The sequence below is a fragment of the Saprospira grandis str. Lewin genome, assembly GCF_000250635.1.
Classification (GTDB): Bacteria; Bacteroidota; Bacteroidia; order Chitinophagales; family Saprospiraceae; genus Saprospira; species Saprospira grandis.
In genome coordinates, this window is the sequence record NC_016940.1 from 3703077 (window position 1) to 3724481 (window position 21405).

Annotated in this window: 18 protein-coding genes; 4 read left to right on the top strand and 14 right to left on the bottom strand. The window is 43.1% G+C overall.

Going from position 1 to position 21405, the window contains the following annotated elements; all coding sequences use genetic code 11:
• Positions 1–5: 5 nt before the first annotated feature.
• The 4 genes from SGRA_RS16420 to SGRA_RS16440 all read right to left on the bottom strand — a co-directional run bounded on the left by SGRA_RS16420 (position 6) and on the right by SGRA_RS16440 (position 5929).
• Positions 6–1122, bottom strand: a protein-coding gene (locus SGRA_RS16420; RefSeq protein WP_425358654.1) for an IS3 family transposase whose coding sequence is annotated in 2 segments (ribosomal slippage) — positions 6–836 and positions 838–1122 — 1116 coding nt in all. Because the reading frame shifts where the segments join, the coding sequence is not laid out codon by codon here.
• 291 nt (positions 1123–1413) lie between these two features.
• Positions 1414–3450 carry a DUF262 domain-containing protein gene (locus SGRA_RS16430; protein ID WP_015693918.1) on the bottom strand — a complete coding sequence of 679 codons (2037 nt, stop codon included), beginning with the start codon at positions 3448–3450 and terminating at the stop codon, positions 1414–1416.
• Between the two features lie 3 nt (positions 3451–3453).
• Complete coding sequence (locus tag SGRA_RS16435; RefSeq protein WP_015693919.1) at positions 3454–4626, bottom strand: hypothetical protein; 1173 nt, start codon at positions 4624–4626, stop codon at positions 3454–3456.
• A 13-nt stretch (positions 4627–4639) separates the two neighbouring features.
• On the bottom strand, positions 4640–5929 hold the full coding sequence (locus tag SGRA_RS16440; protein WP_015693920.1) for an AAA family ATPase: 1290 nt from the start codon (positions 5927–5929) through the stop codon (positions 4640–4642).
• 705 nt (positions 5930–6634) lie between these two features.
• Here SGRA_RS16440 and SGRA_RS16445 point away from each other — a divergent pair.
• The 3 genes from SGRA_RS16445 (at position 6635) to SGRA_RS24180 (ending at position 9304) form a co-directional block, all read left to right on the top strand.
• A complete protein-coding gene (locus SGRA_RS16445; RefSeq protein ID WP_015693921.1) occupies positions 6635–7603 on the top strand; it encodes a hypothetical protein in 969 nt (322 codons plus the stop codon).
• A gap of 83 nt (positions 7604–7686) precedes the next feature.
• Positions 7687–8430, top strand: coding sequence for a hypothetical protein (locus SGRA_RS16450; RefSeq protein WP_015693922.1), 744 nt, complete (start codon positions 7687–7689; stop codon positions 8428–8430).
• A gap of 682 nt (positions 8431–9112) precedes the next feature.
• On the top strand, positions 9113–9304 hold the full coding sequence (locus tag SGRA_RS24180; protein ID WP_015693924.1) for a hypothetical protein: 192 nt from the start codon (positions 9113–9115) through the stop codon (positions 9302–9304).
• A 37-nt stretch (positions 9305–9341) separates the two neighbouring features.
• Here SGRA_RS24180 and SGRA_RS16465 read toward each other — a convergent pair whose 3' ends face one another.
• From SGRA_RS16465 to SGRA_RS16515, 10 genes are all read right to left on the bottom strand, one after another.
• Positions 9342–10301, bottom strand: a complete 960-nt coding sequence (locus tag SGRA_RS16465) for a succinylglutamate desuccinylase/aspartoacylase family protein (protein ID WP_015693925.1) — start codon at positions 10299–10301, stop codon at positions 9342–9344.
• Entirely contained in the window at positions 10301–11269 is a 969-nt protein-coding gene (locus tag SGRA_RS16470; protein WP_015693926.1) for an ATP-grasp domain-containing protein, read from the bottom strand. Before SGRA_RS16470 ends, SGRA_RS16465 begins: the two co-directional genes overlap by 1 nt.
• Before the next feature lie 3 nt (positions 11270–11272).
• A complete protein-coding gene (locus tag SGRA_RS16475; RefSeq protein ID WP_015693927.1) occupies positions 11273–12718 on the bottom strand; it encodes an ATP-grasp domain-containing protein in 1446 nt (481 codons plus the stop codon).
• A gap of 1117 nt (positions 12719–13835) precedes the next feature.
• Positions 13836–14816 carry a CdaR family protein gene (locus tag SGRA_RS16485; protein ID WP_245538571.1) on the bottom strand — a complete coding sequence of 327 codons (981 nt, stop codon included), beginning with the start codon at positions 14814–14816 and terminating at the stop codon, positions 13836–13838.
• A complete protein-coding gene (yajC, locus tag SGRA_RS16490; protein ID WP_015693930.1) occupies positions 14806–15150 on the bottom strand; it encodes a preprotein translocase subunit YajC in 345 nt (114 codons plus the stop codon). The genes SGRA_RS16485 and yajC overlap by 11 nt, the downstream gene beginning before the upstream one ends.
• A 20-nt stretch (positions 15151–15170) precedes the next feature.
• Positions 15171–15644, bottom strand: coding sequence for a DUF1573 domain-containing protein (locus SGRA_RS16495; RefSeq protein ID WP_015693931.1), 474 nt, complete (start codon positions 15642–15644; stop codon positions 15171–15173).
• A 60-nt stretch (positions 15645–15704) separates the two neighbouring features.
• Positions 15705–16961, bottom strand: coding sequence for an OmpA family protein (locus SGRA_RS16500; RefSeq protein WP_015693932.1), 1257 nt, complete (start codon positions 16959–16961; stop codon positions 15705–15707).
• Positions 16962–16978: 17 nt separating this feature from the next.
• Positions 16979–17914 carry a transcription antitermination factor NusB gene (nusB, locus tag SGRA_RS16505; protein WP_015693933.1) on the bottom strand — a complete coding sequence of 312 codons (936 nt, stop codon included), beginning with the start codon at positions 17912–17914 and terminating at the stop codon, positions 16979–16981.
• A gap of 372 nt (positions 17915–18286) precedes the next feature.
• Entirely contained in the window at positions 18287–18937 is a 651-nt protein-coding gene (locus SGRA_RS16510; RefSeq protein ID WP_015693934.1) for a YceI family protein, read from the bottom strand.
• A gap of 349 nt (positions 18938–19286) precedes the next feature.
• A complete protein-coding gene (locus tag SGRA_RS16515; RefSeq protein ID WP_015693936.1) occupies positions 19287–19982 on the bottom strand; it encodes a hypothetical protein in 696 nt (231 codons plus the stop codon).
• A gap of 375 nt (positions 19983–20357) precedes the next feature.
• Between SGRA_RS16515 and SGRA_RS16520 the strand changes: the two genes are divergently transcribed.
• Positions 20358–21347 carry a hypothetical protein gene (locus SGRA_RS16520; protein ID WP_015693937.1) on the top strand — a complete coding sequence of 330 codons (990 nt, stop codon included), beginning with the start codon at positions 20358–20360 and terminating at the stop codon, positions 21345–21347.
• Positions 21348–21405: the final 58 nt, after the last annotated feature.

Genomic DNA, 21405 nt, shown 5'->3' on the forward strand with positions numbered 1-21405 from the left:
CCTCCCTAGAGAAGATGCTGAAGAAAAATATCTTGAGGAGTTTTATATCCTAAAGAACTATGAAGCCTGTGATTGTTATAATAATTAAAATACTCTTTAAGTCCTTTGTGTAAATCTAAACCATTTTCATAAGCTCTCAAATAAATATGCTCATATTTTACGGACCACCATAATCTTTCTACAAACACATTGTCTAAGGCTCGGCCTTTCCCATCCATGCTGATCTTAATTCCTCTGTTGAGCAACTCAGACGTAAATTCTAGAGAAGTAAATTGGGCTCCTTGATCAGAATTAAATATTTCTGGCTGCCCCCATTTCCAAGCTTCGTCCAGAGCCTCTAGACAAAATCGCTTATCCATGCTGTTCGAAATCCGCCAGCTCAAAACATATCGACTATACCAATCCATGACAACGGTTAAGTACATAAAACCCGCTTGCATAGGAATATAAGTAATGTCAGTTGCCCAAACTTCATTTGAACGGCTCACTTTTAGGCCTCGAAGTAAATAAGGGTATTTCTTATGGCTTTTGGCTGATAATGAGGTATTTGACTTAGGTAAAACAGATCGAATATTCATCTTTTTCATCAAGCGAGCAACTCGTTTTCTATTGCAAGTCAAGCCGGAGGCCCTTAAATACTCGGTCATCCTAGGGTAGCCCCATTCTGGATGTGACAGATGAAACTCGTCAATTTTACGCATCAGCTTTAAGTTTTCTGCACTTTCGCCCACAGCTTGATAGTAGTATTTTGATCGGGAAACCGACATTAACTCACATTGCCGAGCTATGCTAAGTCCTTCTAATACTGCTATTTGGCTCAGTCTTAAAGCTTCATCACATTCCTCTATATTTTTTTTTAAGCCAGTCTAGCTCAAACTGCAACTTGCCTATTTGCTCATATAAACGGGCTTCTTTTTCTTCATCAACATCCACTTTGGGCCCTCGCTTTTTTTCATAAAGCAAAAAACTATTGGCCAAAAGCTCTTTCTTCCAGGCCGATATTTGATTTGCATGTAGCTCATATTTTGTCGCTAATTCTGCCAAGGTCAATTGCTCTTTTAGCGCTTCTAAGGCTACTTTTGCCTTAAATTTAGAACTGAAATTACGACGCTTCTTTCTCATCTCTTTTGTAATTTAGTGCTTCATTATACGACTTTTTTCTTTCGTTTTTCCACCTTAAATTACTGTCCTAATTTTGGGGGTAAGGGCACTACGTTCGGCAGCTCGCTGTTCGCTCGGCCCTGCGCAAAAACAAGTTTTTGCTTGGTCTGCGGCTTTGCCGCACTGCCTACCATCGCTAGGCCAGTCGCTTCGCTCCTTTGTGGCGGCTGTGCCGTTTGTTTGTTGCTAATTGGACGATTAAAGAAAAGCCTATAAGCAAATACAAGCTTATAGACTTTTCTCTACAATTCATTATCGATCTAGGAATAAAAGACCTCGAAGTTTTTCGTCATCTTTTGCGAAGTCAATATCTAATTCTTGACCTTCATCGGCATATGCATTAAGTAAAATGTATTTCCAGATTTTGATTCCTCGTTTGGCAAAATCTTCTTTAGTACAGTCAATAATATCTTCGTAACCAGCTTCAGCTAAAATATTCTTTTTATCTTCTATGGATAGAGCCGATCTAAATTCTTTCAATTTATCACCAGTGAGGTAGTAGTAGTTGCCTAGGCTGTAATGAGCTTTAATACTTTTGTTAGCGGTCTTCCAGTTTGCATCATGTAAGTCTTGTTCATTATAAAGCTGTACGGCTTCGCCATTTTCGGCTAAGTTTAGTTTTTCCAAACCTGAAACTTTTTCTTCATAATAGAAGCGACTAAGGATATGGGACAGTTTGTTGTAACTTTCATATCCAGACTCATTGCGAAAACTCTCTTCTAGACTTAACTTAAGTTGGTTATATCTTAGATATCCATTAGGTGGAATCACCCAATCAGAGATTACTTTTGTCATATGCTGGTCAATATCATTAACTCTTCTCTCCTTGAAAGATTTGGAATTGAGATTGTCCATTGAGATTCTACAATTATAGTAATGAGATGCTAGGTTTCTAAAGTGGCTGCGTCCAGTAAAAGAACGGCGTCCCGATACTTTGTAGATTAGTAGAGTGAAGGCTTCTAATATTTTTAAATACTTCAGAGCTCCATCTAAGCCATTTAAGTCCCGTTCTTCCTCAATTGCCATAAAGTTAGCTAAGAAAAAAGGCGTAAAATTGCTATTCTGTAAATCTATAATCCGTTTTAATCGAACAAAAATCTCCTTACTATAATTTGGAAACAAAATCTCACGATCTTTATCATTCCAAGCATCTTCAGGATGACGGATTAAGTACCAAAATCTAGCTGCACGCTTTAGTGAAAGTGCATAGTGACTAATTTTGTCAATCATTTCGCTGCCGCCTGTAGGGAAATCCAACTCTGCAGGAAAATTCTTATCGACATCAAATATTACATCAAAGAGCGCTTTTTTATAAGGCTCTTTCTCTTTTGAAAAAGAATCTGTTGCAATCCAATGGTTATTTAGTAGGGCATCATCCGTTTCAAATAACCGAGGGTGTTTACCCAGTAGCTCATAAATTTTTGTCCAACTACTATTGACTACTTTAATTGTAGAGTTGACTTTTTCGTCACTACTAGCAGCTACTTGTGTCTTAAGAGAGCACAAATAGAGTAATCTATTTTTGAGTTTTTCTAAATTTGATAAAGCTTTTCCTCGACTATTAACTGTTTCAAAAATCATGTGAGTATTTAACTCAGAATCAATTTCTCGAAAGTCAAATTTGAGGTGATTCATTATTAACTGACAATAGGCTTGGAATTTATCTTCAGTGTCAATATGAGAATCAACTTTGGTTCGCCAAAACTTTTTAGCCATGTCTAATTTCTCTGCATATACACTAGCTTGAACAGTAGTGGGTATATCTTGAAATATAGTTTTGGTAAGATATTCATTTAAAGGGTTTTCACTGTAGTATGATAATTTAAATTTTTTTTCATCATCATTCATGATGAATAAATTAAGACCAAACCCAATGTATTCTCCTTGAAGTGGTTGTCCATTAGCTGGATTCTTTAGAACATATTTAGACTTATTACCTCGCTCGTACAAGGTTAATAAAAATATAAGAATGCTTGTTAGGCGTTGTTGACCATCTACTATATCATAAACTTTTAGGCTACTCATCCCCCCCCACCATTTTTCTTTCCAGATGAGTGGATATTTATTTTCATCAACACAAGTGACCAATAAAGACCCTGTATAATGGTAAAAATTTTCCTTTTTTTTATCTCCTTTTTTATGGTATATTCTTTTGTATAGCCTATTTATGTCTTTCCATAGGTCTTCTAAGTGTTTTTCTTTCCAGCTATAGCCTCTTTGGTAGTTTGGAATAGTGAAAAGTCCTTCATCTAATACTGATCGGAGTGTTTTATACTTTATATCACTCATATTCTATGCTGATTGTTCGTTTATAAATTGTTTGTAGTTTTCTTCCAAGAAATCCTTGATGTCTTGGGGGAAGATTCTTTCTTGGTGGAAGTAATAGGTTAAGTTATTTGTTATTCCCGCAGATTTGGGAGTCAAAAATGCCAACGGTTGCATGGAATTAACTCTGTCTTTTTTTATAAATTCTCCAATAAGGTACTTGTATAAGTATTGATTTTCTTTACCTTTAAATATGCTTAAATAGCTTAGATCTGATGTTTTTTGTAGAATAGTTTCATATTCATTTTGTATTAGTGTGCTGTTTGGATGTGACTTGTTTTGGGAAATAATTGAGTTGAGCTCATTTAAATTAGGGTAGGCATTTTTAAAAGCATTGTTAATACTTTCTTGACTAGCATTGGATAATAACTCTTTGTATATAGTGGGCTTTTTTTTGCTGTCTTCATCCTGTATTTCTACCTTTATTTTATGCTCAACTTCTAATTTGTGTTTTAGAAGTTGAAGAGATCCTATTTTTCTGATGAAATTGAGTACTTGCTCTCCCTCTGATTTTAGAGGAGCTATTTTTGAGGAGAAATCATCTCGACTCAAAAGCTTGCAGCCTGCTATTATTTTTTTATTTTCAGTTTTAGCATTAGAATTCTTCATAGTGTAGTATTCCCTAATACGTTCTAAGAGACGATCAAAAGTACTTCCTTTAATATTAGGCAATGTTTCTAGAAAGTAGCTTTCAAAGGAATAGTATTTTGTGAGAAATAAATTTCTAGCTTTAGTCGACTCATCAATGTAGGATATATCAGAAGAGGTTTTTAACTTGTGGTTAAGTGTACATAATAGTTGATCAAAATCTCTATCTACAAAGTGCATATAATAAATTGTATGCTTTCCAGAATATTTAGCTGGGTTTTTTTTGATTGTTTTGTGCAATGCAAGGTTTTCAGCTTTACCAGAGCTAATTAAAAAACCAACATCTAAAGTGGATAGTGATTCAATTTTATTGCAAAATATTTCGTGAACAAAAGGTCTATAAAAAGGGATATCATCTATTCCCTCGACAACACATATAATTTTATATGAACCTTTTGTGATGGGTTGAATATTGTATTCAAGATCAAAAATAGCTTTTCTTGCGGTACTTTGGTTTCTAAAAGTATGAGCTTGTTTGTCTTTTGTAGTCACTTTGACTTAGGTTTTAGATAGGTGAATTAGTTTTAAATCTATTTACTCCCCATAAATAACTATCGTAATCCTCTGTGATTAGAAAAGGGGAATGACTGGCTAAAAAGATACCTACTAGTTTTTTATTAAGTATACTTATTGACTCAGTAGGTTCAACTTCTTCTACCAAATGGTCTTTTGTCAGCTCATCAAGTGATTTGATAAAGGACTCCTGCCAGTTTCCGTTAAACGAAATCTCTGGCTCATCAATGACCATATAGATACGCTTTTCTTTGGCATATATTAACGGAATTAAGAAGGCAAGCAGCTGTTTTTCTCCTGAAGAAAGCTGGTTAAATTGTTGGAGCACATCTTCTTGAAGCTCAGTAGTCTCTAAGCTTATTTTTGATAAAAGACTAGGGAAATAAGTTCCTAAAAGTTGCTTAAGTAAGGCACTTCTTTCTTCAGCTTGTTCTTCACTTAGGATAATCTGTTGATAAAGTGGCTCCCCTCCAAAGTTAATTACCTCCTCATAGCTTAGATGATCAATATTATCAGAGGTTTGTCTATTTTGGTTTTTACTGTAATATTCTTCTAGCTCATCACCTATAAAAGATTGGATACTATTCTCTTCAAAGTCTTCATTTGCATCTTCTGTATCTTCAAAGTCTTCACTTAGATTTTCTTCTGGAGAGATGAATTTAGAGTACTTGTTAAAGATAGCTGTAGCTAGACTGCCTTTTAGACTTGGAAACACTTCAGAAAAGGAACGTTCACTCTGTCTGTATGTAGGATAGTATAAGATCAGTAAACTGTTTTCCTTTGACAAGGATAGTTTTTGAGTTAATTGTTTATCTAGTTCGAGGCGTTGTGTTCCTTCTGCATGAGTAAGGATCTTGTTTATAAGGTTTGGCGGAAAGTCATAGCTTTCTGTAAGAATGGCTTCATATTTTATAAGGTATTGCTTGAGTGTAAGTAGACTCCCTGCTTTTTGCTTCTCGTAGTTGTGTACTATTTCTTGCCAGCTATCATTTGATCTGGGTTGTTCTTTTAAGAAAGCACTTTGTAAAGCATCCTGATTTACATTAAGATGATTACTGTTAAACTGTAATGTAGAGTCATCTTCGAACTGCATTTCTGCTGACTCTACAGATAAAGTTTGAAGTATTTCCCATTGTCCAGTAAGAAATAAGTAAAAGCTTTTTAATACACGACTTTTACCTTCTCCATTACTCCCAACCAGCATTAAAGTGTTTTTAATAAAGGGGAGGTTGACGAAACTAGGTCCACCTTTAAAATGGACTGAAAAGTGTTTTATGTTCATGATTTGTTTAGTGAAAATAACTAACTAATGATCTTACGCCATGTAATATAGTGTTTTCTTCAACTGTCTCCAAATAAGAACATTTTTTGTGGTAAGTATGCTTAGAACTTATTCGGAATACATCTCCCAAAAACGGCCTAAGCATACCGCTTAGGCCATTTTTTTGCCCGCAGAACTACTCTACAATCCATATCAGCAAGAAACAATAGACTAAAAACTTCAGCATAGCCTAGTTGCTTTTGCAAAAACAGCTCCTTGCCATCAGCAGGATCTAATTATTTTGTGAGGATAGCTCCTTGTCACCTGCAGGGAGTAATTATTTTGTGAGGAGAGCTCCTTGTCACCTGCAGGATCTAATTATTTTGTGAGGATAGCTCCTTGTCACCTGCAGGGAGTAATTATTTTGTGAGGAGAGCTCCTTGTCATCAGCGAGATGTAATTATTTAGCGGGAACAGCTCCTTGTCTTCTAAAAGGGAGCCTGCTCGCTAAAAGAAGTCCCGATTTGCAGAAGAATGCAGACCAAAACTGCCGAGCCGAAAAGCCTAAAGAGAAGAAAAATAGCTTTTCCTCAATAACTAAAGCCGTAATTTTATAAAAAAAGTAGCTCTAAAAGTTACTTTTTTTATCCTGGGCCTTGACTTTATCATTTGCCGACTGTATATTAATAACGTTAATGTATTTCTAAGTATTTAAAGCCCAAAATTATGGACGATTTAGTCAGTTGGTCTCAATTGATCAATTTTTTTATTAGCAGTACCAAGAATTCTAGCCGAAAGATGTATCTACTCGCCTCCGATCATTTGCGCAAGCTAGAGTCGATGGCCAGCCAAGACCCTTTTTTAGAAGATTTATGGTTATTTTTATTGCCCTATTATCAGGCTTTTGTGGCCCAGTACCGCAAAACGAATCAGGATCGTATAGAAGGCGCACAAAAGACGGCTGATTTTACAGAGAAGATAAATCTGCTGTCTTCTCGCTTGATTCGCCGCTGGGATGCTCAAATTCAGCTGGTCTATGATATTGATGACAACCGATATAAGAAGTTTTTTCCCTACGGAAGAAAGCCTTTTCACCGAGAAACTTATGAGTTACGGATTGAGGCTGTCCTCAGTTTAGGAGAACGCCTATTGGCCGAGCCCCAACTTCAGCAGCTGGGCCAAACGGTTTTGGCTTTTGGCCAGCAATTGCAGGCTTTGCGTATTCAGCAACAGGGGTTCAAGGCTTATAACTCGGTTAATGCTAAACGCTTAGAAAAAGAACGACTGCAGTTGGCCCAAGGGTTGTATGCCGTATTTTGTCGACTTAAAGGATACTACTATCAGGAACTACATCAGGTAGAAAAATTCTATAGTCTGCATTATTTTCGAGCAAAAACCAAAACTAAAGCCGCCTCTAGCCAAGAAGAGCGAGTAATTATGCTAGATTTAGCCCCCCATAGCCGCTTGGCCCAATTTCAAGAGCAGCTAAAAGGAGGCGAGGAAATCCATTTGCGCCATATTGAGGGGCCTAGCCTAAAGTATTATACCTTGGCCCATGAAATGGACCAGCCCACTCAAATAAAAGATTTGCCTCCTTTAAGTCAGCAAGCTCTAATCGTTCCAAAAGGCCACCGTCTTTTGCTGCTAGAAAATGATCAGCCACTGCCCGCTAAACTGCAAATAGAAATAGTATAAGGGAGTGGCTCGCTGTTTTGATGGCTGGCTTGATAAAAAACAACTAGCGTACAGATATATATCTACCTAAATTAGAAAAATATATGATTAGGATAAAAGGCTGGTTTATAAGACTGATAGCATTACTCTTGCTAGGGGCTTGTAGTTCAAAAAACGATAGGCCTAAAGAGGACTACTTAGCATTTTATCTAGAGCAAAAAGAAAGTTATTATAGTTTTGCCCCTAGTCAAATTAACCTACGAAAAGTAGACTACTATACTCCAAGGGATAGTGTTAGTGCTCTGTTGTGCTCAACTATTCCTAGTTTGTCTAAGGAGTGTATAGAGAATATAAATGAAGTAGACTTTGGAGAAGGGAAGAAAGTTTATGAAGTGCTGTTTTGTGCTGATTTAGCCTCTTCTTTAGGTGGAGCCGCTTGTGTAATTCCTTTGGCATCAGGCGAAACATTGGTCTTAGTTAGTTCTGATAAGGTATACTACTATGGGGACTCAATAATCCTTAGTAGGAATGTTTTTCGGAATAAGTCTTATTTATATGGAGTACACTTGCTGGATGATCAAACAAATGTTTTTCATTTAAATTCCTTTTCCTATATCTATGAGGACTGTTTTGAGTGGAGCAATGAACCCCAAACAGTTAATTTTGAGGATGGAGTTTTAAGGCTAAGCTCAAGATGTGAGTTAACGTTTAGCTGTGATAGTAATCATGCCGAATTTTATCCCACTAAAATGTTTAAAAACCTACTAGAATATAAAGTTGATATGGAAAACCAATATAAAGTTGAGCTTAAATATGGCCATTGGAGCTCTTCCTCTCTAAGGAAGTAGAGCGATTTTTTGGGGCCTCCCGCCTTCGGCGGGCGCTACGTTTCGGGGCTCGCTGCTCGCTCGGCCCTGCGCGGGCTGCGCCCGCTTGGTCTGGCCTACGGCCCCCCCTGCACATCGCTAGGCCGTTTGGCCTTCGGCCATGGCGGCGAAGCCGCCTGCTGTTCATAGCCTAGGGACAAGCCCCTAGGCTAATCCCATGGAGTCAGCCCTAAAGGGCCTCAAATTATGATTTACGGCTTTGCTCTGTTGTGATTGCAGAGAAGGGCCATATCCAAAGGCCCTCGCAGAGGGCTGTCTGAAAAAGCTAGCCTAGGGGCTTGTCCCTAGGCGCAGGAAAGGGCAGATACAAGATTTTAATATTAGTCCCTCAACTTTTCTTGGACCTTTTAAAAAAGGAGGAGGAAAAGAAAGCGTCTTTTAGCGGTTGGGTAGTTTTGGGATCATGGGCTAAAGCCTATGCTTTTGGGCCTATGCAAACTGGCAGGCTAAAGCCCTTCTTTGCTGGAAAATGGAAAAAATTTAGCTCTAAGAAAAACAATAACCGTCCAACCACAACCGCAAAGAAAAATCCCCTCGAATGAGGGGATGACGATTTTTTCAATAGCCTAGGGCCTTGGCCCTAGGGTTCCTATGAAATTTATGGGGAAATAAAAAACCAAAACTACCGAAGAAAAAATAACCTTTGTTCAAAGCGGTAGAGGATTTTAATCCTCTCCGCACTATAGATGTAGAATGGGGTTGTTGTATGGCTGTAGGTTTCAACCTACAGTTAAAAGGGCCGAAGGCCCGTCGGCCTAGGGGCCTGAAAGGGGGCCGCGCAGCGGCAGACCAAGGGCGAAGCCCGCAGGGCCGAGCAGACCTGCGAGCCCTGTAAGGGCCCGGCCGCCGAAGGCGGCAGGCCCCTAAAAAAACTACTTCAAAATGCCCAAATGCAAAATGCGGCCACCAGAACTATTGACCGGACTGACGCTTTTGCCAATGATAATACCCGCCTGCGGAGCGCGATACTCCGCAATGCGATCGCCAAAGATGTTTTCCTGATGCGCAATGAGCTGCCCCTTTTCAATATAATCGGTCACTTTGGGGTGAACATGCAAAAGCCCGCCCTTGCGAGTGTAAATCCATTTGGAGGACTGACAAACGGGAATGTTGGCCCCCTCCTGAGATTCATAGGCATGATCGAACATATTGAGCATGGCCAAAACATTGTAAACGCCCTCGAGACTTTGGGCAATGATGGCCGGCTGAAATACATTGGGGTTGCCCAACTCTAAGGTGATGGCAGGAATCCCAATTGCCTCGGCCGCCCCTCTTAAGGTGCCATTGACGGCGGGGTTGTGCAAGATAATCTGCGGGTTCTGCCGACGAGCCATTTCAGCACTGACCTGATTGCTCATGTCGGCCCGAATGTAATAGGAGTTGATGCGGCCAAAACTAGCCGTATGAAAATCAATGAGATAGTCGACCTGCTCTACAAATTTGTGGAAAAAAGCATAGGCATAGGCCTGACTCACATTGCCCCGAGCTTTGCCCGGCATAATGTGGTTGAGGTCTACATTGTCCTGAAACCGACGGCGTTTTCGGAGAAAAGAGGGAATATTGACCACAGGCGCAGCCAAAATGGTCCCAGAAAGTTGGTTGGGGTCTAGCTCTCTAAATAGTTGCTGAATTACGGGAATCCCGTTAATCTCATTGCCATGAATGGCCGAACTTAGGCCCAATATAGGCCCAGGCTTGGCGCCCTGCGCCACAAAAATGGGAATAGACAAAGGGTCGCCAAAGCCATCGGAGGTAAGGCTGAGCCAAAAGCGGTAGATCTTCCCTTTTTCTAGAAGATCCAGATCGAGTTGCTTGATTTTAGCTGCTTTCATTAAATAGAATCAAAGTAGTGAATAAGTCCCTCTATCGTATCGTTTAGGGCCGCTGCTCCCGCAGGAGCAATGCCGCCAATACTCAAGGTGTTGAGTTCGGACAGTAGGCGCTGGCCATCTGCCCCCATCAGGGTATCGAGCCCATACAATAAGATGCCTTTTTCCTGAAGAATAGGGTGGAGGGCGGCCACCATGGCTTTTTCTTCGGGGCTAGCCTGACTGGCTTCGGCATGTCCGCCCTGTGCCACATTGCACATCCAAGAATCTTTGGCCGGAAAACGCAGGGCGGCCGTAATAATTTTTCCATTACAAACGACAATGCGCTTGTCGCCCTCGGCCACTCGCTGCATATACTCCATGCCCAGATAATCGAGCTCCTTTTGTTGGCTGGCCCATTCGGCATAGGGTTGTTTGTTGTTGCCCTCCCAAACATAATCGTCGAGAATGCGCAAAACGCCCTGTCCGCCATAGTTGAGCAAAGGCTTGAGCACAATTGGAAAGCGAGCCTTAAAGGCCTCTAATTCTGCCAAAGAGCGAATTCTTGCCATCGGCGGGCAATGCTCAGCAATCTCTAGCAAAAAAGCTTTGGAGCTGGTTTGCAAAATCCCCGAAGGGCGGTTAATAATTCGTTCTTCTGGAAAAACCTGCCCCAACCACTCCAAAAAACCATCGGCTAGGGGGCGGGGCAGACGAAGAAAGATAAAATCATAATCACTCAATTGGCCGGAAAAGCTAGGCGCAAAACAGCTTTGGTCCTCCCTAAAGGCAAAATCCGCCTTTACTTCGGCCAGCTGCAGTTGCTGGCTACTCATCTGATAGAAAAAAGGGGCATTTTGGGTCAAGGCTCTACTCGCTAGATGCACCGCCGCTACCTTAGAATGTTGGCTAAGGGTTCGGGCCAAACCATAAAGAGAGTTGGTCGCTGTATGGCGACTAGGATCCGTGAGGATGAGGATTTTATAAGACATAGATTAGTGTAGAATTTGGTTGAGGAGCTGGCTGTCGTTGTTTAGCGATTCAAATAGCTTTGTACGCATCCGCCCTTTGCTGTTGAGTAGTGTGCTGGCCATTTTATCAATGGCAATCATTGAAAGTGTGGTCTGAATGTAGGCTTCAATCAAGTCATCTAGACCTACCCCCAATTTATTAAAGTCTCTGCGGTCCATCAAAATCAAACGGTTGGTATCGCTGTCCCAACCCCCATCTTCTCGCTTGATCGAGAGGTTGGTGCCTAGCATGCCCCAAGAGTCGGTCCCATCAATGAGTTCTTGGGCCAAGGGGAGGGCCGCTCGACGAGCATAGACGCAAAGCGGGCGAATTCCGTCTGCGGTGGCCTGAACCATTACGCGAAGATCAGCCACAAAGCTTTGTCCTTTGGCATTGGGCAAGGTGCCCACATGATAGAGTTTTCCCAATTTACTGGTCGAGCTCCAGTTGTAGTTACCAATCAAGCTCTGTACAATAAATTGATCGTACTCAAATTCTTGCGCCATGAAATCATCTAGCTCTTTTTGGCTCACAATGGTATAAACACCCTGCCCCGCATTGCTATAAGGCACCTTGATCACGGCTTGTCCACCTAGTTTGCGGACCCAAAGCGGAATCTCATTCTTAGAGACGTCCCAAATGGTTTCGGGCGTAAGGATATTGAGGCCCGAATCGGCAATTTCTGAGTTGTAAATGTCGTAGGCTTTGGCGGCCACCATTTTGTTGCGTCCACCAGCCAAACAGGCAATAGACGGATTGAGAATTTTGGTCTTGCTATAAATCGGCAGACGGTCCCAAGGCCGCTGAGTGAGGTAGCGGAAAGCCGCCCGAATGGGCTGCCAGTTCCCCTCTGCATCTCGAACTTCCATTTGGGCATCCACAAAACGAACCGAGGGATCGGGATCATCTTTGGGAAAAGCCACATAATAGACCTTTTCTTGCATCACATCGGCCATAGCAGCGGCATAGCCAGAGGCTTCCATGGGGTTTTTGTCATAAATAACGGCCAAACCTCCCTTTACTTTTCCTCTTTTGAGTAGGGGGGCAAAGGTTTTTTCCATGAGTAAACGATAACCGCCTTGCTCCTGAAAATCATCGGTCAGGGGCATAGATTTTTGGCCAGAGGGACAAGAGTTGGTCTCAATCACCACCATTTTGCGGTTCCCCTTTTCGGTGGTCACATGAATGAGGTCGGCCCCCGCCCAGCGAAACTGCTGCGGCTGATAGTTGAGAATGGTCCGCAAGCTATCGTAGCTTACTTTGGGGTGAATATGGCAATAGCGTCTTAAAATCCGCTCCTGATCTAAGTTCAAAAAGAAGTTCACCATAGGGTGAATGGTCGCATTTAATGCTTTGGGATACCAGTGTCTGTCGGCTTCAAAATGGCCGGGCTGAATGATTTGGGCAGCTTGGCTTTTGGGTATAGACATATCTTAATGAGGGAATTAGATGCAATTTGTCTTGAATTGCAGCATGAAGTAATGATTTCCGCATTGAAGATGCAGCTTTTCCCCTAAAGTCAAATTTTTTTGCCTCTTTTTTTGAAAATGTTTTTTTTTAGTGCTGTTTTTGGGGCCTCCCGCAGCAAGCTGCGGGCGGTTACTCCCTTCGGTCGTCGAACTGCGCCCTAAAGGGCTTGTTGTCGTTTATTCCCGTTGGTCATCGAACTGGCGCCTCTTCGAGGCTGGTTGTCACAGCTCGCTGCTGTTTTGGGGCCTCCCGCAGCAAGCTGCGGGCGCTACGTTTCAGGGCTCGCAGGTCTGCTCGGCCCTGCGGCCTGACGGCCTTGGTCTGCGGCTTCGCCGCCCCCTTTCACATCGCTAGGCCGTTTGGCCTTCGGCCATGGCGGCTTTGCCGCCTGCTATTCGTCGCCTAGGGACAAGCCCCTAGGCTAATCCAATGGAGTCAGCCCTAAAGGGCCTCAAATTATGATCTACTGCTTTGCTCAATTGTTTTTGTAGAGAAGGGCCATATCTAAAGGCTGGTTTTGCTTTTTGGGTTTTTTAAAAAAAGGAGAGAGGTAAAGAAAGTATCTTTTAGTGACTGGCTGGTTTAGGGCTGAGGCTTAATGGGAAGCTATGAGTAGAAAAAGCGAACAAGGACTTTAGTCCTTCAGTTCGCTCAGTTAATAACCCTGGGCTTCAGCCCAGGGCGGTAAGGATAGCTGCCTGTTAGTCCCTCAACTTTTTCTTGCTAGTTATGAAGGGCGGGAAAGAGATAATAGAGAAGAAGCCTTTTCAGAACTAGTCAGTTTTGGGGCCATGGGCTAAAGCCCATGGTTGTGGGGCTATGCAAACTGGCGGGCTAAAGCCCTTGTTTGCTGATCTGGCCTAGGGAAACAGAAAATCCCCTCGAATGAGGGGATGACGATTTTTTCAATAGCCTAGGGCCTTGGCCCTAGGGTTGGCCGAAGGCCAAATCGGCCTAGGGGCCTGAAAGGGGGCCGCGCAGCGGCAGACCAAGGGCGAAGCCCGCAGGGCCGAGCAGACCTGCGAGCCCTGTAAGGGCCCGGCCGCCGAAGGCGGCAGGCCCCAAAAAAGAAAAAACTTAATCGACCTTTGCACTATCTTGGGCCATCAGTGTTTTGCTACGGATGATGTAATCGACCTTTTTGGGTTGATATTGTAAGTAGCTCACCGATTTGGGCTTGCGCTTCAATTGTAGGCGAATGCTCTTGTTTTGGGTGGGATCAATTTTGGAGAAATCGGCAATAATTTCAAAATCTCTAGCCGATAAACGATCATAATCACTAAGGCCAACAATGCAGCTAATTTCGACCTTTTTGGGCAAGAGGACCAGCAATAAACTGTCTGGAATACCCTTTTTTTGTATCTCCACCGCCAAGCGTTTTTCCGTGGTGGGCTCTACAGTGGCAATCATCTTGACCTCATTGGGTTCAAAGCGGACATTGCTGTTGGGATGCGGCTTGAGGCGCACCGTTTGAATGAGGCTAGAATTTACCTTTTGTTGGATGAGCGGGACGGTGGGCCAACTCTTAATTTCGCTGACTACAGAGGCCGGCCCATGAATTTTTACCGTGGCGGGCTGTAGTTGAATCTCCGATTTGAAATGATGCTGAGGAGCCAACTCCAGCTGATTATCTAGGACCAGAGGAATCTCCTTTTCGGCAGGGGCTTCGGGCTGCAATTGAATAAAATCGGGGCGAATTTCTAGAATTTTGATATCATCGCTCAACTGTCGACTAATTCGACTTTTGATATTCATCGCATTGAGCGTCTGGGGATTATCATCATGGATGTTGAGGTCGAGCACAAACTCTCCTCTAGAGAACCAGCGTCCGAGCAGATCCCAGCCGCTAGCCTCCACATCAATATCGATATTATCGGGTGGGGGCAAACTGAGGACCTTATCTTCGGGCAGTTTGTATTCTAGGGCAAAGTTGAGGGTGCTTCGATAATTGTAGGAAAGTTTGGTAAAGAGCCAAAAGATGAAGGCAATACCAATGCAAATCATCAGTATTGCCCGATCGGTCTTCAAGAAGGCCTTAATCTCTTGCCTATTTGGCATCTTTGGCATCTTCATCGCCATAAACAGCTTGTGTCATATCTTTAGAAACGGCTTCTCTTTGGATGGTAATCATTGTTTTGGGAGCAATGATCAGCTCAATAGTATTTTCGGTAATATTGGCAATGCTACCATGTACACCACCCATAGTGACCACTTTTTGGCCTTTTTTAAGTGAGCCGAAGAAGCTTTTTTGTTTTTTGCGCTCTTGCTGTTGAGGGCGGATCATCAAGAAATAGATGATGATAATGGCCCCAAAAATGAAGAGAAAATTGCTTATCCAGCCTACATTGCCAGAATCGGCAGCCTGCCAAAGGAATAAAGAGAACTTTTGCATAATATTAGCTTAATAAAAAATTAGTTAGCCACATTGGCTCGTATTTTCAAAACAGTTTTGTTGGGGATGGTATTGGCGGTAATATACACATCTTTTTCTTGGATGCCTTTTTTCCCTGTAGAATTAAATACTACCCGAATTTCGCCGGCTTCGCCGGGGGCCAAAGGCTCTTTGGGCCATTGCGGGACGGTACAGCCGCAGTTGCCTCTAGCATTGGTAATATTGAGTGGCGATTTGCCCGTATTCTTAAACTTGAAGACATGTTCTACAGATTCGCCCTCTTTGATTTCGCCAAAATCAAAGGCCATTTCTTCAAAGACCATTTTGGCCGCCTCATTGGGGTCCAAGGGCTTATCGGCTGAAATAGGGTTGTGGTAGAGTTGTGTTTTGCCCAAAGGTTTGCTGTCCTGCACATCCTGTGCAGAGGGCATATCTGCCGAGGGAGTTTGGCAGGCGCCCAAAAGCAGCAGTAAGGGAAATAGCAGTTTTTTCATAGTCTATAGATCTTTGGTCCAGTGATTTGAGGACGAGGCCGGAGCCTCGCCCCCAAGATTCTATTTAAAGAGAATAAATTCTACACGTCGGTTTTGAGCACGGCCTTCTTTAGTATCATTAGAGACCAAAGGCTGGGTCTCGCCAAACCCTTTGTGAGAAAGTCGACTAGCCGAAATTCCTTCTTGGATCAGGAAGTCATAGCAAGCCTTGGCGCGTTCTCTAGACAAAAGCAGGTTATTGCTCGTTCCGCCCAAGTTGTCGGTATGTCCCTGAATCTTGAGCTGATGCTCGGGATAGCGCTTGAGCAAGTCGGCCATCTCTTTGAGTATTTCTTTAGAGCTAGGCAACAAAACGGCATTGCCCGTCTCAAAGTGTACCTCTTTCATGGCCCGATCCAAGATGTCTTGATCGGCTTTTTTGATTTCGGGACAACCTTGGTTTTCTTTGGGACCAGCTTCTTCGGGGCAGTTATCTTCCTTATCTGGAATCCCATCGCCATCGCTATCTGGGCAGCCCTTGAATTCGGCTAAGCCAGCTTGTTCTGGACAATCATCTTCCTTGTCTGGAATCCCGTCGCCATCGGTATCGGGACAGCCATTAAACTCGGCCAAGCCCGCTGTTTGGGGACAATCATCCTGCTCATCCGTAATGCCATCTCCATCGCTGTCTTTGGGGGGAGGGGGAGGCGGAATCGCCTTCTCTTCCTTTTTGCCCAATTGGAATACAGCACCCAGCCCTAGGGCAAAGTTTGACTTTTGCGTAATCAAGGAAGCTCGGTATTCGGCTTGCAGCTCTAGGCTGATCTTATCGTTTAGAGGAACTTTTGCTCCCAAGCCCAAAGGAATTTGCAGGTCCAGGGGATTATCTTCTCGCTCTGTCATATAAACAGGGGCAAGTCCCGCCAAAATATAAGGTTGTACAGCCGCCTTTTCAGAAAGGATATAGCCATTGGCAAACTTATAATGGCCCTGCAAATCTAAGCCAATCCCTAACTCATTGGGATGGCTGCGCTCTTCGCAAGGGGTCGTGACACATAAAATTCGACTATCCTCATGGTAGGCATCAATAGCGCCCAAACGCAAGCCCGCCGATAAATTAAAGGAGGGATTCAAGTAATAGCGATAAGCCAACTCCCCCCCAAAGGTCCAATCTTGAGGGGCCAAAAACCGATCTGTACGCATTTTATGCGACTCATCTAAAGAGACATAGTCATGGGCCAATACTTTGGCCGAAATAGCATGCCGCTGCTCGGCAGATTGGGCAAAAAGCCCAGCATTAGCCAAGAGCGCAAAAAATAAAACAGCGATTTTTTTCATAAGGGGAAGTGCTTTGATTATTTATCTAAAAGACCTCGACCTTCCTTATTGATGCGGCCCTCTTTCTGTAGTTCCTGCATCAGGCGGTCAAGAATGCCATTAATAAAGCGTTTACTTTTGTCAGTACTATAAGTTTTGGCCAAATTAACATATTCGTTAATAGTCACCTTGGTCGGAATAGAAGGGAAATAAAGGAACTCGCAAAGGCCCATCTTCATCAAGGTCATATCAATAACGGCAACCCGATCTTCCTGCCAGTTGTTCAAACGGCTGGCAATCAATTCTGTCAATTGCTCTTCTTTGCGCAATACCAAATAAAGTAGTTCCTTGCCCAAATCCTCCACAAACTCAGGGTTGGGCTTTTGGCTCAAGAAAAACTCCTTATTATCGGGCAAAGCACGCAAAGAACGCTTAATGGCCCCATAAATAAGCGATTCATCATCGGGCCAAGTCGGAAAATAATCCGTCATCTGCTCCATAAAGACCTCATCCTCTCGCATGCACATATACAAACGAACCAAGGCATACTGATGCTCCCGAATTGGCGTATTCTCCATTTCGCGGTAGCTCTCGTAATATTCTTCTGCAGTAAATTTCTTAAACAAACGACGAACAGTGTCCTGGTCTACCATCTGCAAAATGCCTTCTTTCTTAATGAGCTTCTGAAAAGCCTCATTTTCTCTGATCGCAGCAATGACCGGATTCTCATATAGTTTTCTAGACGCTTTTTTGTCTAGCTCTGTAGGGACAAATTTGTTGCTCTTGATTTCATAGTCCTTGCGGCTAAAAAATGCAATCTGCGTAATATAATGTACGCTGAGCAAATACAGCCGATAACTCTCCTGTACGGCTTTCAAAAAATTGCGCTCGGCAACTGCGGTGTTGTCTTCTTTTACAGACTGCGCATAAAGGGTCTGCAATACCTTAATCCGGATGTTGTTTCTACTTAGCATTATTGTGTTTTGCCAAAGATGATGGTAAGAACTTTAAGACGAAAGCCCCGCTTGATGTCAGGACCTCCTAATTTTTCCGCTAAGGTACAAAATCTATCTAAAAGAAGAGGAGATTTTAAGGCCGAGCTAACTATAGGCCCCAAAAAAAAGGTGCTAAGCAATCTTTGCTTAACACCTTAGACCTAACTTAACTAACTTTGTAAGAACTTTTTCAGGAGGTATAAAAAGAAGCTTTTTGTGCTTCTTGTACCTTTATGACTCTATTCCCGTTTTTGTTACCCTCCAAAGGCAAGTTTTTTTAAAAAAAATAAAAAAAAAGCCGCTAAGCGGTTGGGCTTAGCGGCTTAAGTAGTTGGAAATTAGCAAATTGGCTTATTTTGCAGCCAAGCTAATTTTTAGCCCCATTTCGTCAGCAATGAGGTCGTCTTTCTTTCCTTCAAAGTCAATACCCCATACAGAACGCTTGATTGTGAACTGAGGAGTGCTCGCTTTCAAACCAGCATCGTCTAGGCTAACATTGGCCGGAATAGTTACGCTCTTCTCAATGTCGCGCATTTTTAGGTTGCCCTCAATGCGGTGAGTTACGCCCTCTTCCCCTTCTACGGCTTCTACCGAAGTAATGGTGAATGTAGCAGTAGGAAATTTCTCTACCTCAAAGAAATCATTGTTCTTCAAGTGGCCTTCTAGGTCCTCTTTACCAGAACCAGCCTCCAAATCCAATACATTGATGCTGGCCATATCCAACACAAAGCTACCGCCAATAAGCTGACCCTCTTTTAGCTGCAATTCTCCAGACTGCAATTTCATGTCGCCATTGTGGCTGCCCGATACTTTGTTTCCTACCCACTCTACTTTAGAGCTGGCCAGATCTACAGCCAATGTCTTGGCCTCGGCAGCTTTTTCGGTATCTACAGCTTTGGCCTCATTAGCCTCTACTTTCTCCCCTTCAGGAGCCTCTACGCAAGAGGTTACTACAAATCCAAGGGCCATCATCAAAAATAAGCTGCGAAATAGTGTTTTCATAAGTCTTCTAAATTTGAATTGTTTTGCTAGAATTAACGAACTTGACAAACAGCAGGCCGAGCAAATAGTTTTATATCCCTCGACTTTATTTGTTGCCTATTGCAAATATAAGCATTGTTTTGACAATTGATGTATAGACATCTAATTTTCTCAAAAAAATTATTTTCCTCAGCCAAAAGGGGAGGACTTGCTGTAGTGGATTGATTTTTTGGGGCTGCCCCGGCCTTTGGCCGGGTCGGGCTGTGCGGGGGCTCGCTGCTCGCTCGGCCCATCGCTTTTTTTCGCTTTGCTCAAAAAAGCTCGGTCTGGCCTGCGGCCACCCCCTACCATCCCTCAGCCAAGGCCCGCGCTAATCTTCTTTTTGGCTCTTGCGCTTCTCTTCCCGTATAAAGGAGCTTTCATAGGTGCAGTAGCGCTCATATTTGGCGGTATTGACGCCCTGCCAAATATCTTTGCCTACCTGGCCCATTTTGAGCATCTGCTCATAGAGGCGGTTGCCCAAAATTACCCGATTTTCTACAGAAATATCCCGCTCCGATACCCGATCGGCTTTTATATGTAGGGCCAGCTCAAAGGCTTGGTTGGCCCGATGCAGCTCATCGAGCTGCGGCTGATTGAGGCCCACATCTTCCAAATGGGCCAGACTCTGTTGCCCCACCCGAATGACTCTTTTGGCACATAAGTATAGCTTGGGGTCACTCATATCACTGAGCTTGCTGGTCCCAAACTTACGGTAACGGCCCGATTTGCTATGGTACTTTTGGCCCACTCGATTCATAATCCCCCGAATCAAACGGCGCACTTCTGCCGCAGCATCTTGCTTCTTTTCTGTGGCCACCATTTGCTCGCCCATCAATTCCTCATCAGTGGGAATATCAGAGAAGTCTTTGACCAATTGCTCAAAGGCCGCTATATGCCCCGATAAAATGCCATATTGGGCAAACTCTTTTTGGTCCTCCTTGAGCTGAATGAGGAGCTCCATGGCCTGCTCAAATAATTGAGCATCCGAATAATTATAGGCTCTAAAAACAGATTGTTTTTTCATCGCTTTTTTTGTTTAGACGCCTAAATATAAACGTTTTAAATAAATTGTAGAAATTGGTCCGTTGGAAATATCTTGTTTGATGGTTTTTTGCCCCAAAACTTCCTGCTAAAGGCCACAGCCAATATGGCCGAAGGCCAAACGGCCTAGCGATGCGAAAGGGGGCGGCGCAGCCGCAGACCAAGGCCGTTAGGCCGCAGGGCCGAGCAGACCTGCGAGCCCTGACAACAAGGACTTTAGTCCGCAGTTCGACGACCAAAGGGAGTAACCGTAGCGCCGCAAGGCGAAGCCGCAGCGGAGGCCCCAAATTATTCTGATTTACTTCCTAATGATTAGACAATTTGCTTAATTGAGCCCTAAACCTTTAGAAACATACCCATGAATAAATTACTTTTGCCCCTGCTGCTCTGTTTTTCTTTCCTTGCTGCAGCCCAAGAAACTGACCATTTAGCAAGCACTGTTTTATTGAAGAATAGTCTGCGGCTAAATGCATATTGTTCGACTATTTTGGCGCAGGATACAGCCGCTCATCAGGCTTTGAAACTAGAACTGCTAGACTACTTGGGGGATACGACTAAACAGTATGTTTTGTATCGGAATAGGGAGGGGCAGAGCAAATATTTTGTGCAAACAGAAAGGCAGCTTGTGGCCATTTATCTCCTTTCGGTACTTCATCGTGGAAATGATACCTTTGCTGATGAATTAAGTATTTATGACTATAGAAACAAGCAGGAGTTGAGGAGCAATACTCCTGCTTTTGAGCTTCTTGTAGAGGAGATGAAAGCCTGGGCCAAGGGTGAGCAGAAGCAGTTTCCCTTAGCGGAAGGAGAGTTGTATTGGGGGCTTGATAGCTGTCCCTGCAGGAATCTTCGAGATATACAAGCAAAAGAAGACTACCATTTAGATAGCTTGATCTTATTGAAGGAGTATAATTGGCTATATACGCTTGCTGCCTGTGATACAGCCGCCCATCAGGCTTTGAAACTGCAGCTACTTCAGCACTTAGGCGATACCGCAAGGCAAATCTCTTTTTTGCATTATGAAAATAGCAAGGATGAATCCTTTGTAGAGCTCAATACAGTGACTGTTCGCAAGAAAATAGAAAGGCGGTTAGCCGCTATGTATATTCTTTCGGCCCTTCATTATCGAACGAATAGATTTAGTCGGCAATTTTGTATTTATGATGATAAAAATAAGCGAGAACTGAAGCCTAGCGATCCCGCTTTTGAGCTTCTTGTAGAGGAGATGAAAGCCTGGGCCAAGGGGGAGCAGAAGCAGTTTCCCCTAGAAAAAGGAGGGTTTTCTTGGGGGCTGCCAGAGATGAGTTCTGAAAAGGTATTGAAGGCACTTAGAGGAGGAGCAAAATAACAGGTTTTATCTTAGCTCCATGTAAAGCCCATGCTTGCAGCTCTATGCAAAGAGCGGG